The organism is Desulfoluna sp. CLI2B (assembly GCF_056847375.1).
The window spans coordinates 5,367,895-5,381,228 of sequence record NZ_CP186557.1 but is presented as its reverse complement, the minus strand read 5'-3'; the positions used below and the strand labels follow the sequence as shown (position 1 = coordinate 5,381,228).

At 59.8% G+C, this 13,334-nt stretch carries 10 protein-coding genes and 1 pseudogene; 3 read left to right on the top strand and 8 right to left on the bottom strand.

Going from position 1 to position 13,334, the window contains the following annotated elements; translation table 11 throughout:
* Positions 1-7: 7 nt before the first annotated feature.
* The 3 genes and pseudogenes from ACOYW2_RS25100 to ACOYW2_RS25090 form a co-directional block, all read right to left on the bottom strand.
* Positions 8-2,074 (bottom strand): (Fe-S)-binding protein, encoded by a 2,067-nt coding sequence (locus ACOYW2_RS25100; RefSeq protein WP_482418541.1) that lies wholly within the window; start codon positions 2,072-2,074, stop codon positions 8-10.
* A 509-nt stretch (positions 2,075-2,583) separates the two neighbouring features.
* Positions 2,584-4,385: pseudogene (locus tag ACOYW2_RS25095) on the bottom strand (acyl-CoA dehydrogenase family protein).
* Between the two features lie 78 nt (positions 4,386-4,463).
* Positions 4,464-5,054: a TetR/AcrR family transcriptional regulator gene (locus ACOYW2_RS25090; RefSeq protein WP_482418539.1), complete on the bottom strand. Its 591-nt coding sequence runs from the start codon at positions 5,052-5,054 to the stop codon at positions 4,464-4,466.
* A 353-nt stretch (positions 5,055-5,407) separates the two neighbouring features.
* On the opposite strand from ACOYW2_RS25090, the gene ACOYW2_RS25085 reads away from it, so the two are divergent.
* Positions 5,408-6,055 carry a potassium channel family protein gene (locus ACOYW2_RS25085; RefSeq protein ID WP_482768340.1) on the top strand — a complete coding sequence of 216 codons (648 nt, stop codon included), beginning with the start codon at positions 5,408-5,410 and terminating at the stop codon, positions 6,053-6,055.
* Between the two features lie 181 nt (positions 6,056-6,236).
* Here the strand turns inward: ACOYW2_RS25085 and ACOYW2_RS25080 are convergent, their stop codons facing one another.
* The 3 genes from ACOYW2_RS25080 to ACOYW2_RS25070 form a co-directional block, all read right to left on the bottom strand.
* Positions 6,237-6,896 carry an amino acid ABC transporter permease gene (locus ACOYW2_RS25080; RefSeq protein ID WP_482768339.1) on the bottom strand — a complete coding sequence of 220 codons (660 nt, stop codon included), beginning with the start codon at positions 6,894-6,896 and terminating at the stop codon, positions 6,237-6,239.
* Between the two features lie 252 nt (positions 6,897-7,148).
* The gene (locus ACOYW2_RS25075) at positions 7,149-7,910 is read right to left on the bottom strand and encodes an ABC transporter substrate-binding protein (RefSeq protein WP_482768338.1); all 762 of its coding nucleotides are present in this window, start codon (positions 7,908-7,910) and stop codon (positions 7,149-7,151) included.
* A 153-nt stretch (positions 7,911-8,063) separates the two neighbouring features.
* Positions 8,064-8,573, bottom strand: coding sequence for a CD3072 family TudS-related putative desulfidase (locus ACOYW2_RS25070; protein ID WP_482768337.1), 510 nt, complete (start codon positions 8,571-8,573; stop codon positions 8,064-8,066).
* A gap of 379 nt (positions 8,574-8,952) precedes the next feature.
* On the opposite strand from ACOYW2_RS25070, the gene ACOYW2_RS25065 reads away from it, so the two are divergent.
* Both ACOYW2_RS25065 and ACOYW2_RS25060 read left to right on the top strand, forming a co-directional pair.
* Positions 8,953-9,150: a rhodanese-like domain-containing protein gene (locus tag ACOYW2_RS25065; RefSeq protein ID WP_180138105.1), complete on the top strand. Its 198-nt coding sequence runs from the start codon at positions 8,953-8,955 to the stop codon at positions 9,148-9,150.
* 106 nt (positions 9,151-9,256) lie between these two features.
* Positions 9,257-10,360 carry a PQQ-dependent sugar dehydrogenase gene (locus ACOYW2_RS25060; RefSeq protein WP_482768336.1) on the top strand — a complete coding sequence of 368 codons (1,104 nt, stop codon included), beginning with the start codon at positions 9,257-9,259 and terminating at the stop codon, positions 10,358-10,360.
* A 166-nt stretch (positions 10,361-10,526) separates the two neighbouring features.
* Here the strand turns inward: ACOYW2_RS25060 and ACOYW2_RS25055 are convergent, their stop codons facing one another.
* Together ACOYW2_RS25055 and ACOYW2_RS25050 are read right to left on the bottom strand one after the other, a co-directional pair.
* Positions 10,527-11,933 (bottom strand): MATE family efflux transporter, encoded by a 1,407-nt coding sequence (locus ACOYW2_RS25055; RefSeq protein WP_482768335.1) that lies wholly within the window; start codon positions 11,931-11,933, stop codon positions 10,527-10,529.
* 394 nt (positions 11,934-12,327) lie between these two features.
* Positions 12,328-13,332 carry an alpha-hydroxy-acid oxidizing protein gene (locus tag ACOYW2_RS25050; protein WP_482420448.1) on the bottom strand — a complete coding sequence of 335 codons (1,005 nt, stop codon included), beginning with the start codon at positions 13,330-13,332 and terminating at the stop codon, positions 12,328-12,330.
* Positions 13,333-13,334 lie beyond the last annotated feature (2 nt).

Below are 13,334 nucleotides of genomic sequence, written 5' to 3'. Positions count from 1 at the left end.
TGGTTGACTACTTTTCCATGTGCTGCTCAATGAGCTCGGTGAGCTCGATGGCTTCCAGCTGATCGTCGAGACCAGCCACCTTGATGGCATCTTCCATGTTGACCATGCAGAAGGGGCAGGCACAGACGATGACGTTGGCACCGGCTTCGTGGGCCATCTGGACCCTCAGCACGGCCATGCGCTCTTCTTCATGGGGCTCGTAGAAGAGCATGAGCCCGCCGCCGCTGCAGCAGAGGGAGCGGTCTCGGTTTTTCTCCATTTCTACCATCTGGAGGCCCGGAATGGCGGCCATGGCGTCACGGGGATCATCGTAGATGCCGTTGTGGCGGCCCAGATAGCAGGGATCGTGATAGGTGTAGACCTTGGAGGGGTCTTCCACCGGCTTAAGCTTGATGGTGCCGTCCTTGACCTTTTTAACGATGACCTCGGAGATGTGCTCCACGGGGAGATCCAGCTCGGGGTAGTCGTTCTTCAGGGCGTTGTAGGCGTGGGGGTCGGAGGCGATGATCTTCTTGGCCCCGGACTCGTTGATGGCTTCGACGTTCTGCTCTTTCAGCTGCTGGAAGAGCATCTCTTCACCGAAACGGACCACCTCGTTGCCGCTGTCCTTCTCCTGCTTGCCGAGAATGAAGAAGTCTTCTTCGGCGGCGTCCAGGATCTTGGAGGTGCACTTGGCGATGTTGACCATGCGGTCGTCGTAGCTGGTGATGGAGTCCACGAAGTAGAGGGTGTCGGTGGTGTCACCGTTGTCCATGACCTTGACACTGCACTCTTCGGCGAACTCTTTGTCCTTGGTCCAGTCCGCACGCTTCTTCTCCACTTTACCCCAGGGGTTGCCTCGCTTGCCGAGGGCCTTCATGGGTTTCTGGAGGGTCTGGGGCACTTCGCCTTCGTCCACCAGGCCGCGGCGCAGGTCGACGATCTTGTCGATGTACTCGATGCCCAGGGGGCACTCCTGCTCGCAGGCACCGCAGGTGGTACAGGACCAGATCTCGTCGGCGGTATAAATGGAGCCGATGAGGGGCTCGCTCTTTTTCAGCTCACCGCGCAGGGGATAGTTCTTGAACATGTAGTCCCTGGCCTTGATGGTGATAAAGCGCGGGGAGAGGGGACGACCCACCAGGTTGGCCGGGCACTGGTCGGAGCAGCGTCCGCAGTCGGCACAGGTGTAGAAGTCCAGCATGTGTTTCCAGGTAAAGTCCTCGATCTTCTTGACACCGAAGGATTCCAGCTCGTCGAGCCCTTCGGCGGTGATGCCGTAAACCACGGGCTTGATGTTCCCGCGCTGGACGCGCATGAAGAGCACGTTGAACAGCGAGGTGATGACGTGGAAGTGTTTCCCCAGGGGCAGGAAGCAGAGGAAGAAGAAGAAGAGGGTGTTGTGGCAGTAGTAAGCCAGAACGTGGAGGAACTGCAGCAGGCCGTGGGGCGCGCTGGCAAAGACCTTGGAGAAGAACCAGGCCAGGGTCAGGGGAGCCAGGAAGGCCTCGTGACCGGCTGCCACCAGAACCGCTTCAAAAAGGCTCTCGGTGAGCATCAGGCCCATGATGATGCAGCAGACGAACACTGCCTCGGCGGTGTGGTCGTGGCCGTACTTCTCGGGCACCGCGTAGCGGGCGGGCTTGAACACGCCGCGGCGGATGGCCGCCACGAGACAGGCAAAGAAGACGGTGGTGGCCGCGTAGTCCTTCAGGACGTTGTAGACAGCACCCAGGGGCTGATCCGGAGCCAGCCCGGGAAGGGCAAAATCCGGAAACATCCCTATGACCACAAGGGAGCAGGTCCGGAGCGCCAGGGTCAGGAACCCGAAGAAGATCAAGATGTGGAGCACGCCGGCGAACATGTAGCGGGGCTGTTTGATCTGTCCCAGCCAGACAACCAGAACGTTTTTAAGCCGCGCCGGAATGTTACCAAACCGGCTGTTGTCAGGTGCCGCCTTGACGAGGGGGGCCAGACGTTTTGCGATGATGTAAGCAAAGATACCCACACCGACAACCACATAGAGAAACGAAATCAGCCATCCTGGGATAAATCCCAAAATCATTGAATGGGCAGGTGAAATAAGATGTTCCATACTTAGCTTTCCCTCTCTCCCTTAGTTGAAATGATACAATATCCTCAAACAGCACATAGTAATTGTGCCATTTTACTCCATAATTGAAATGAATAACCCTTCAAATGTAAATGACAAACACGGTTCCGTCAAGTAAAAAAGCTTTCACCTTTTCGATCGTAAGCGTTATTGGATAATTACACCCTTTCCTTGTATAAAGGCAAAGGTTTTATGGCATTCTGCCATGCCTCGATCAAAAAGTAGGAGAGTGAGACAAATGTTCCTTGGTTGTGCATAAAATCGAGGCAAGCGGCAAGGGAAATCGGGGTGTGCCAGGGGAAGAAATGCAAGAAAAACGCATGGCCCCGGTGCCCCTCCCTGAAAATGAATGGCCCATGTTTATGCCGGTCCGCTTATGCCGTTGTTTTCAATGCTTACCTCCCTTGGGGCGGTTGGCGGAGAGGGGCCCGGGAACGCCGCCCCCCTCCGCGTCAGCCTGTGGCACCGTGTGCCGCACCGTTAGGGCGTCGTTAGCAGATGAACGACTCCTCGGCGATGTCCACGATGGCGCTGTTGGTGGCCTTGATCATCTCCATCTTGCCTTCGGTGACGGGGAGCACGCAGCCGGTGAAGAAGTCGAGGCTCTTGATCTGGCCTTCGTAGAAGGGGATGTCCTTCTTCTTGGCCTTTTCAAGGCCCTTGGCCGCGGAGGTCCCTCGCCAGAGGAGCATCCAGGCCATCACCACGTCGCCGGTCACCTCCAGGAAGGGGTGGGCGTAGGCAAAGGCGCTCTGCACCTTCTCGCTCATGGCGGTTTTGCCCATGTGCATGGCCAGCTCACCGAGCTTCATGAGGGAGGCCTCCACCTTGGCGGCAAAGGGGGCCAGGACCTCGTACTCTTTGGCCGCGGCCACGGTTTTGCCGATCTCGCCCATGAGGTCCATGAAGACCTTGCCCTTTTTCATGCCGAGCTTGCGACCGAGCAGGTCCATGGCCTGGATGCCGTTGGTGCCCTCGTAGATCATGGTGATGCGGCAGTCGCGCAGGAGCTGGGCCACGGGGTACTCCTCGATGAAGCCGTAGCCGCCGTAGACCTGGACGGCGTGGCTGCACATCTCAAAGGCACGGTCCGTGACATAGCCCTTGGCCACCGGGGTGAGGATCTCGATGAGGCCCTCGTACATGGCCTTGGTCTCTTCGTCCTCGGCCACGTGGGTGTAGTCCCGCAGCAGGCCCATGTAATAGATGGTGCTTCGCATGGCCTCCACGTAAGCCTTCATGGTGAGGAGCTGGCGCCGCACATCCGGGTGCTGGATGATGGGCACACCGCCGTCCTTGGGCTTGGTGAGGTTGGCCCCCTGGACCCTCTGCTTGGCGTAGTCCAGGGCGTACATGTAAGCGGCGGTGGCGCAGGCAAAGCCCTGCATGCCCACGTGGAGGCGCGCCTCGTTCATCATGAGGAACATGTGGGCCATGCCCTTGTTCTCTTCGCCGATGAGGGTGCCCACGCACTGGCCCTTGCCGCCCAGGGTGAGGGAGCAGGTGCAGTTGCCGTGGATGCCCATCTTGTGCTCGATACCGGTGCAGACCACGTCGTTGAAGGCGCCCAGGCTGCCGTCTTCGTTGACGAGGTACTTGGGCACGAGGAAGAGGCTGATGCCGCGGGTGCCGGCGGGGGCTCCTTCGATGCGGGCCAGGACCGGGTGGATGATGTTGTCCACCATCTCGTGCTCGCCGCCGGAGATGAAGATCTTGGAGCCGCTGATGGAGTAGGTGCCGTCATCGTTCTTCTTGGCCACGGTCTCCAGGGCCCCCACGTCGGAGCCTGCGCAGGGCTCGGTGAGGAGCATGGTGCCGCCCCACTCACCGGTGTAGAGTTTTTTCAGGTAGGTGGCCTTCTGCTCGTCGGTGCCGAAGGACTCCACGAGCTTGCCGGCGCCGTGGGTGAGGTTGCCGTACATCATGAAGGGGTAGTTGGCCCCGTTGAAGTACTCGGCGGCTGCCTGGCCCACCACGTGGGGCATGCCCTGGCCCCCCCACTTGGGGTCTTCGGTCATGGCCAGCCACTCCCCTTCGTTGAAGAGGTCGTAGACGCGCTTGAAGGAGTCGGGCACGATGACCTTGCCGGCATCGAAGGTGCACCCCTGCTCGTCCCCGTCCTTGTTGATGGGGAGAAGCTCTTTGACGGCCAGGTTGCGCGCTTCGTTGACGATCATGTCCACGGTTTTTTTGTTGAACTCGGCAAACCTGTCGTTTTTGCTTAAGTTGCCCACCTCGAACTGTTCATGCCCGACAACTTGCGGCAACATCGCTCTGAAATGACTTGAGCCATGTTTCCTTCTCTCCTTAGAACCTAATGTTGTTAAAGGCGCGGCCAAGATGGCCCCGCCGTTCTCTTTCATGTGGTCGGTTACGACTCGGTGTTGCCGATGCCTCGCATGTACAGATCCACCAGGGGGTCGGCCATGGAGGCCAGGTCGTAACGGCCGCCGGCCAGGACCCAGGTGTTGATGACCTCTTCCACGGCCCCTAAGATGAAGCGCTTGACCAGGCCGAGGTAGAGGTCTTTGCGCATGCACCCCTCCTCCTGTCCCTTCTCCACGATCTCTCCCACCAGGTTGCGGTACTGCTTGGAGATCTGGTTGATCTGTTCGGTGAGGGCGTCTGATTTTCTTACCTGGCGGGATTCGGCCTGGAAGACCACGGCCAGCCCCTTGTCGGCCTGGAAGGCGGTGAGCTGGTTCCGGATCAGGCTGCGGAGCTTCTCTTCGGAGTGGTCGCAGTGGGCCACGGCATCGTAGAACTGGTCAAAAATCTGCTTGGCACGAAACGAGAAGATCTGGAGGAGGATGTCCTCCTTGTTCTTGAAGTAGAGGTAGATGGTGCCGTCGGCAACACCGGCTTCCCGAGCGATCTGAGCCACGGTGGTCTGGTAGTAGCCCTGCTTGGCAAAGACGGTGATGGCTGCTTCTATGATAAGATGATATTTGTCTGATTTCATATGGTTCCAGTTGATACGCCTGGGAATTTGGGGGAAAACCGACTCCCCGGTTGATTATGAATGAATGCCCATTCAATACTATGAGAAATGGCGCATTTTTGTCAAGGCAATTTCTTATGATCCCTGTGTCTCCGTTGTTAAATCAGCGTGATACGAGAAGCGAGTATTTTATTTGGCGGCATGGAAATTGCTTTTATAACTAAGGTCCGGAAAAGGAACACAGAAACGGCATCGGCCCGGGGGCCTGGAGGGCCTGTGCTGGAAAAAGGGACCCAGGAAGGGTATAAGCGAAAAGGGGCCGCCTTTGAGCGGCATGGATCAACCAAGGGAGACGAATATAAGGATGAAACAGTTTGCGGTCATCGGCGTTGAAGGGGTACCACGGATGGTACCTGGCCTGTCACCTCTACGAAAAGGGCCATGAAGTCCTGGCCATCGACGCGGACGCGGGCCTGGTCCAGAAGATCAAGGGGCACGTGAGCCGGGCCCTGGTGGCCGACACCACGGACCCTGAGGCCATCGCCGGCCTGGGCCTTGCCGAGATGGACCGGGTGGTTGTCTGCATCGGTTCGATCCTGAGCAACTCCATCCTGACGGTGTTGAACCTTCAGGAGCTCGGGGTCACCAACCTCATGGCCAAGTCCATCAGCGAGCCCCATACCCGAATTCTCCATAAGATCGGTGTGGGGGAGGTCTTTTTCCCGGAAAAGGACCTGGCCATCTCCATGGCCGAAAAGCTTCACACCCCGGACATGCTGGACTACCTCCCCTTCATCGAGGGCCACGGCATCGTGCAGATGGCCGTGCCCGCCCCCTTTATCGGAAAAAGCCTCAAAGAGCTCAACCTCATCAACCGCTTCGGGGTGCAGGTGGTGGCCATCAAGGAGTTCGTGCCGGAGAAGATGCACATGATCCCCACCGCGGATTTTGTCCTCAAGGAGAGCGACATGATGGTGTGCCGACGGATGCAAGTCGAGAAGATCAGGAAGGTGAGGGGGTAAAAGGGGGAAAGGGCAAAAGGGGAAAGGCAAAAGGCAAAAGGCTAAGGGCTAAAGAGCAGGGTGGCAAGGGGGTTAAGCTGTCTCCTGCCTTGTGCCGAGCATGTGCGACTCTGGGGCTGTAGCCCCTTGCCGCCGGAGGCGTTGTCTTGTCCTTCAAAGAAAAGGCGTTTCTCTTCCCGCATCAGGCTGCGGGGGAAAACGCCTTTTGTTGTTCCAGGCGCCTGGAGAGGCGGGAAACCGCGTAGATGAGTGCAAAGTAGAGGAGGCCCACGGCAAGGTAGACCTCAAAGGCACGGAAGGTGCGGGTGTAGATGAGCTGGCTAACCGGTGAGTTCGGTGATGGCCAGCGCCAAAGCCAGGAAGACTCCTTGAGGGTGGCTGAGAAGGCATTCACCAAAGGGGGGGTGGCCGTTCGGAGGGCCTGGGGCATTACCACGTAGCCCAGGGCCTGGAGGCGGGAAAGGCCCAGAGCCGTGGCCGCTTCCTTTTGGCCGGAAGGCACGGAAAAAAGGGCGCCCCGGATGATTTCAGAGATGTAGGCCCCGCCGTTGAGGCCCAGGCCCAGGACCCCCGCCGCAGTGCTGGACAGGGTGAGGCCGACGGACGGCAGGCCGTAGTAGATAAAAAAGAGCTGGATGAGAAGGGGCGTGCCCCGGAACACCTCCACATACGGGGAGAGAAGCCTTCTGAACAAGGGGCTCTCTGAGCGGAGGACCCCCACCCCGATGCCCAGGGCCAGGGCCAGGATAAAGGCGGCTGCCGAAAGGCCCAGGGTTACCTTGAGCCCGTCCATGAGAAGGGGCCAGCCCCGCTGCAGCACGTCAAATTGAAAGCCTTCCATTGTATGTGACTCCTGTAACGATTGCGATAATGGACACGTGGCAACAACGTATCGTGTGACTTCAAAGCGTGTGAATCAGCCCGCACAAACCCTCAGCGTTTCTGTCGGGCGAAGCCCGATCCGAAGGCCATTGCGCTTTGGTCCGAGGAACGAGGGACAAAGCGCAATGGCAATAAGCTTTCGAGGTGGCTCACCTCGCCGCCGGAGGCAGGCTTTTCTTACCCACTTTAACCATAGAAGGCATGCTTTTGATTACATGGCCAGCCAGCGGTCATGGATGGCGGCGTATTCGCCGCTTGCTTTCAGGCGGCCGAGGGCTGCGTTGACCTCACCGGTGAGGGCATCGGCGCCTTTTTTCATCACGGCCACGATCTCAGCTTCAGTCAGGGGCGCGCCCACCACCTTAAAGGAGGGGTCTACCTTGTTCTGGCGCAGGGCGTAGGTGATGCCCACCAGCACCGCGTCGATGCGGCCGAACTTTAAGTCGGCAAAGGCCTCGGGGTTGTAGTTGTAGCGTTTGAGGCTCTTGAACCGCTCTTTCATGCCGTCGGCCAGCTGCTCGCTGCCGGAGCCCACCTGAACCCCCACGGTTTTGTCCGAGAGGTCGGCAAGGCCTTTGATGTCCTTGTTTTTGGCGCTGACCACGATGACGTCTGCCAGGCGGTAATAGACGTCGCTGAAGTTGGCGTTGGCGTGGCGGGCCTCGGACTTGGACATGCAGGTGAGGAGCATGTCAAAATCCCCCTTGCCCAGGCCGCCCAGGAGTCCCTGCCATTCAGCGTCCACAAAGCGCACCGACACCCCCATCTCCTTGGCCAGGGCTCTGGCCAGGTCCACGTCAAACCCTTCAAAGTTACCGTTTTCAGGGTTCTTGGACTCAAAAGGGGGGTACTGGGCGCAAAAACCCACCACCACTTCCTTCTGGGACCGGACCTTTTCCAAAGATCCGTCGGATGCCAGGGCAACGCCGCTGATAAAAAGTGACGCAAAAAGCGCAGATATGATTCGTTTCATGGGCTTCTCCTTTTTGATGCCCCCGGCGGCCCTGCCGGGGGGCAAATTTTTGAAAAGTTGGATAAACAGGTTTTAAAATCGGTTTTTCAAGGCTCTGCCGAAAGTCGTCGACAAGCTTTGGTATGTAGGGAACGTTTTTTGCGGCGCTTTTTTTCAGCTCTCATCCACCGCGTCAAAGGGGGCGCAGAGGCCGTTTTCCTGCATCAGGGCGGAGAGCTCTTCAAAGAAGACCCCCATGCCCTTGACCATGGCGAGGTTAGCCATCTGCTCGGGCAGGGTGGTGCTCCCTGCGATCTCGCCCCCTGTGTAGCCGGTGCAGGTTTTCCGCACCCCGCAGTTGGGGCTTCCGTCCATGCCCACCACCCCTTCAATGGTGCAGCCGTCGTCGGTAAGGAGTTTCAGCTGGTCCACCACTGGTGCCAGAAGGGTGCGGCAGTGGGCCCTGAAAGCCGGGACGTCGTACTGCTCTTTGGTCATGCCCCAGCGCTTCATGCCGAGGTAGGAGAGCTCGGGGCAGGGGAGCTGCACCAGCCCCACGCCCTTTTCAAGGCAGGGGGCGATGACCTCCTGGTAGATCCCTGCGGTTCGTGCCAGGGGATGGATTTTGGCGTTGGCGTTGAGGATGCAGTGGCACACCACCATCACGCGTTTTTTTCGGTGCATGGGAGCCTCCCGGGCTGTGACTGGTCATTGTTGGGGGTATTCGGTGGGGTGAAGGAAAGTCGAAACCGGGAGAAGATGTCAAATTGTTTGAATAGATGTTTTCGTATCGATTTATAGAAATGATCTATGTGGCTGCCGAAAGCTTTGAGGGGTAAAGGCTTTCAACATCTCTGGATCGTTGAGTTTTGCAAAAGGTATGGTAAAATAGAACCCAAACCCTTTCCATGAGTCCTCCCATTTATTGTCCCGCGATTTTTTTTGCGTCTCCTCCCGCCGGTCCGGCGTAGCGTCCCAAAGCCGTTTTGGGGTTTTTCATCGGGTGCGCTGTCAGGGCACCCGCGTTCTTCAACCCCTTCTATGGATGACAAAAAGGTGGACCATGATGGACATACCCCGCGTGACCCCTTGGGAGATGCAGGGCAAGCTGGCCCGCAAGGCGGCCTGGCTGGTTTGTGCCTATGAGGCGGAGGAGAGGTTCAGGCAGATGCACCTGGACGGGGCCATATCCCTGGAACGGTTCCAGAGGCGCCTGCCCATGATGCCCAGGGCCACTGAGGTGGTGTTTTATTGCAATTGACCCGATGAACACAGCGCCGCAGGTCTTGCGGCCACATTGATTGCCGGAGGGTTTCCCAATGCCAAAGCACTCAAGGGCGGGGTGGAGGGGTGGAAGGAGGCGGGGCTTGTGGTGCTTTCCCCGTAAACGGTTGGCTGGAATCATTCTCGTTGCCCTGCTCGGGCTTTCGTCACCCGGGGGCGCGGCACCTGCCATGGACCTGCCGGAAGGGTTTCACATCTCGGTGTTCACCGACCAGGTTCCCCATGCCAGGGCCCTGGCCCGGGGACCTTCCGGGGTCTGGTTTGTGGGGACCCGGAGGGACCGGGTCTATCTGGTGAGTGACGACGACGGAGACGGACAGGCTGAGTCTGTGCGGGTGCTTCTCTCCGGCCTCAACCGCCCTAACGGGGTGGCCTTTCGGGACGGGGACCTTTTTGTGGGAGAAATTCACCGCATCCTGCGCTACCCCAGGATCATGGATCGCCTTGATGCACCGCCGAAGCCTGAGGTGGTGGCCCGCTACCCGGACAGGCGGTGGCACGGCCTCAAAGTGATCCGTTTTGGCCCGGACGGGTTGCTCTACGTGCCCGTGGGTGCTCCCTGCAACGTGTGCGACACCTCCGGCACCCTGTTCGGAACCATCACCACCTTAGATGTTGCCACGGGAAAAGTGGGGGTGTTTGCCCGCGGGGTGCGCAACTCCGTGGGCCTGGACTGGCACCCCGGCACCGGGCAGCTCTGGTTCACCGACAACGGCCGGGACCACCTGGGCGACGACCTGCCGCCGGACGAATTGAACCATGCCCCGCAGCCCGGTCTTCACTTTGGCTTTCCCTACCGCCATGGCGCCGACCTTTCGGATCCGGGCTTTAAAACCGTGCCCGACGGGCTCTCCCTCAACCCGCCTGCCCAGCCCCTGGGACCCCACGTGGCCTCCCTTGGGATGCGCTTTTATTCAGGCACACGGTTTCCCTCCGAATATCGCAACCAAATCTTTATCTGCGAGCACGGCTCCTGGAACCGCTCGGAAAAGATCGGGTACCGCATCTCCCTTGTCCGCCTTTCCGGCAACACCCCCGTCTCCTACGAGCCCTTTGCCACAGGCTGGCACCGTGGCGATGAGGTCTTCGGCCGCCCCGTGGACCTTGAGGTGATGGAGGACGGCAGCCTCCTTGTCTCCGATGATCACGCCGGAACCCTCTACCGCATCGACTGGAAGGAAATGTAAAAAGCAGGCCTTCGGCGGCAAGGTGGGGGCACCTTGAAACCCTGTGGCGACTGCATGGTGGCAGCCATCATCCAACCGCTATCGGGGCATTCGCGCAGGGTGTGACGCCTCTCATGTACCGCCGCCTGTCAGCGAGTGCGACATGTCGACCTTGGGTTCCAAGGGCTCAGTCCTTGGTGGCTGGTGTCGTATCCGCTTCCACCAGCCGCATGGAGCGCCAGGGGCCGTTGATGTAGCGGGCCACGGTGGCCAGGCAGAGGCCGGCGATGTAGACGGTGGGGCAGCACCAGGCAAAGGTGAGGCCAAGGCCCAGGGCGAGGACGCCGGTGCCTGCGGGAAGGATCATGAGGGTGAAGGCGCAGATGAGGGTGGCCCACATGATGTAGCGGGTGTCCCCGGCCCCGGACAGGGCGCCGGAGGCCACAAAGCCCACGGTGTCGAAGAAGAGGTAGACCACCACGAACCGGAGGCAGACGACCCCTGCCTCCCGCACCGGGGCAAAGGCCTCGGGGCTTCCCCCGGCCGGGGCAAAGAGGTTGATGAGGGGCTCGGGGGCAAAGAGAAAGAGGGCGCACAAGGGCAGCACATAGACCAGGGCCAGGTGCAGGGAGGCAAAGGTAACGGACTCGGCCTTCTTGAGTTCCCCGCCCCCGAGGTGGTTGCCCACCAGCACGCTGGTGCCGCTTGAAAAGGCGTAGAGGGGCATGAAGGCAAGGGAGTTGATGGACAAGGCGATGTTGGTGGCGGCAAGGGCTGTCTCCCCCAGGCGGCCCACCAGGAAGACAAAGAAGGTAAAGGCAAAGATATCCAGAAAGAGGTGAAGCCCTCCGGGAAGCCCATAGTGGAGGACTTTTTTCATGAGGGACGGCACGGGCACCCAGCGGGTGAGGCCCAGGCCCTGGCCCCCCTCCCGGGCCAGGACAAGCCCCGCAAAGAGAAAGAAGATGAGGGCCGAGGCGCTCACCGTGGCAAGGCCCGCCCCGAAGATGCCAAGCTCCGGAAAGGGACCGATGCCGTTGATCAGGGCATAATCCAGGGGAATGTTCACCACCATGCCGATGATGTTCACCACCATGACGGGCCGGGTGCGCCCCATGCCGGAGAAGTAGCCGGAGAGGGCCGAGCTTGCCAGACTGAAAAAAGCCCCCAGGCAGAGGGTGCGGAAGTAGATGCGCTCATAGGCGGCGATGGTCTCCCCGTGGCCCGCCAGGTCGAAGAGGGGCCGGGCGCAAAAGGAGTAGCCGAGCATCACAATGGCTGCCAGGAGGCTGAGCCAGAGCCCCTGCCAGAGGCAGCTTCCGATGCGTCCCTCCATTCCGGCCCCCCGGTACTGGGAGATAAAGACGCTCACGTAACCCACGGTGCCCAGAAAAAGGGAGAGGGGGAGAAAATAGGCGATGCCTGCCGGGGTGGCGGCGGCCACTTCGGCCACGGAGTGGTTTCCCACAAAGATCCGGTCGGTGAACTCCATCACCGTGGTGGAGGCCATGCCCGCCACCAGGGGCAGGCTGACGTCAAGGACGCGGCGGTAGTCGTCTCGATGGGCGGAAGGCCCGGTAAATTTCAATGCCATAACGTTTTGTCACGCTCTTAAAAAAAAACAGCCTCCGGCGGCAAGGTGTGCCGCCTTGAAAGCAGATTGCAGGTGCGCTTTGCCCCTCGCTTGTGGCGCCGTAGCCCATTGACGTTAATCGACTGGTGACTCATAGCCATGGGCGTAGGCGGATTCTTCGGGGAAAAGCACATCTGCCTTTCAAATAAACGTCGACCTTGATCATCCGTTTGGGCCATCGCGTATTTACATCACCCCCGAACACCCTTGCACCCTGGAGTGCCACGCTCCGTGTCGGTCGATCTTTCTCGGTTTTTTTGAAGATCGCAACCCAAACGATAAAAGACCTGTTTATCAAACGTTTTAAATGTTTGGCCCCCGGCAGGTCCGCCAGGGGCGTTTTTTTTTGCACTTTTTACCGGAGAATCCCCGACTCCACCCGGTTCACGTTGTCGGTGCCGGTGAGGATCATGGCCTGGAGGAGCTGGGTCCGGAGGGTGTCGATGTAGGTTTCCACCCCTTGCTGGAGCCCGCCCACGGCGGCGATGGAGAAGGGGCGGCCGATCATCACCCCGTGGGCGCCCAGGGCCAGCATCTTCAGGATGTCGCTTCCGCTTCGGATGCCGCCGTCCACCAAAACGGTCATCTCCGAGCCCACGGCCTCGGCGATTTCCGGGAAACCATCTTGCCGGGCGGAGTCCAGCACCCGGCCGCCGTGGTTGGAGACCACGATGGCTTCGGCCCCGGCCTCTTTGGCGCAGAGGGCGTCATGGACGGTCATCACCCCTTTGAGGATGAACTTCATGGAGGTGGCCTTCATCACCTGTTCGAGGTCGGCCACGGTCATGGGGGTGACCGGGCGGCCCATCTTGGCCAGGGTGACCAGGCCGGCGGCGTCGATGTCCACGCCGAACACGGTGGCGCCGGTTGCTTCGGCTTTCTCCAGCTTGTCGAAGAACTCTTTTTCTTCCCAGGGCTTGATAAAGGGGATGCCGTGGCCCCCGGCCTTTTCGATGGCGGCGTTGCCCGAGGCGTGGATGATCTCCGGCACCCCGTCACCGGTGCAGCCGATGAGCCCCTTGGCCTTGCACCCTTCCACGATGGCGTCGATGTAGGCCCCTTCGGTGACGTCGCCTCCGCCCATGTTAAAGGAGACCCCGCCGATGGGCGCGGCCAGAAGGGGCATGGACAGGGAGAGTCCCAAGAATTCGGTATGGGTAATGGGGGCCTTGACGCCGTGGACGAGTTTCATGTTGAACCGTACCGAGTCCAGGGCTTCGAGGTTGGCGTGGAAGGCCGAGCCCGTGCCCAGCCCGCCCATGCCCGGTACTTCTCCGGCACAGGCCTTGCCGTTGCACACCGGACAGACCCTGCAGTATCCCTTCATCTTTTCTCGTGCTGATTTTCTGATGGTTTCCATGG

Excerpts from the sequence above, each read along its gene's own strand:
- ACOYW2_RS25075 (WP_482768338.1), bottom strand. The coding sequence starts at position 7,910 with ATGAAACGAATCATATCTGCGCTTTTTGCGTCACTTTTTATCAGCGGC.
- ACOYW2_RS25090 (WP_482418539.1), bottom strand. The coding sequence starts at position 5,054 with ATGAAATCAGACAAATATCATCTTATCATAGAAGCAGCCATCACCGTC.
- ACOYW2_RS25065 (WP_180138105.1), top strand. The coding sequence starts at position 8,953 with ATGATGGACATACCCCGCGTGACCCCTTGGGAGATGCAGGGCAAGCTG.
- ACOYW2_RS25100 (WP_482418541.1), bottom strand. The coding sequence starts at position 2,074 with ATGGAACATCTTATTTCACCTGCCCATTCAATGATTTTGGGATTTATC.
- ACOYW2_RS25050 (WP_482420448.1), bottom strand. The coding sequence starts at position 13,332 with ATGGAAACCATCAGAAAATCAGCACGAGAAAAGATGAAGGGATACTGC.
- ACOYW2_RS25070 (WP_482768337.1), bottom strand. The coding sequence starts at position 8,573 with ATGCACCGAAAAAAACGCGTGATGGTGGTGTGCCACTGCATCCTCAAC.
- ACOYW2_RS25080 (WP_482768339.1), bottom strand. The coding sequence starts at position 6,896 with ATGGAAGGCTTTCAATTTGACGTGCTGCAGCGGGGCTGGCCCCTTCTC.
- ACOYW2_RS25055 (WP_482768335.1), bottom strand. The coding sequence starts at position 11,933 with ATGGCATTGAAATTTACCGGGCCTTCCGCCCATCGAGACGACTACCGC.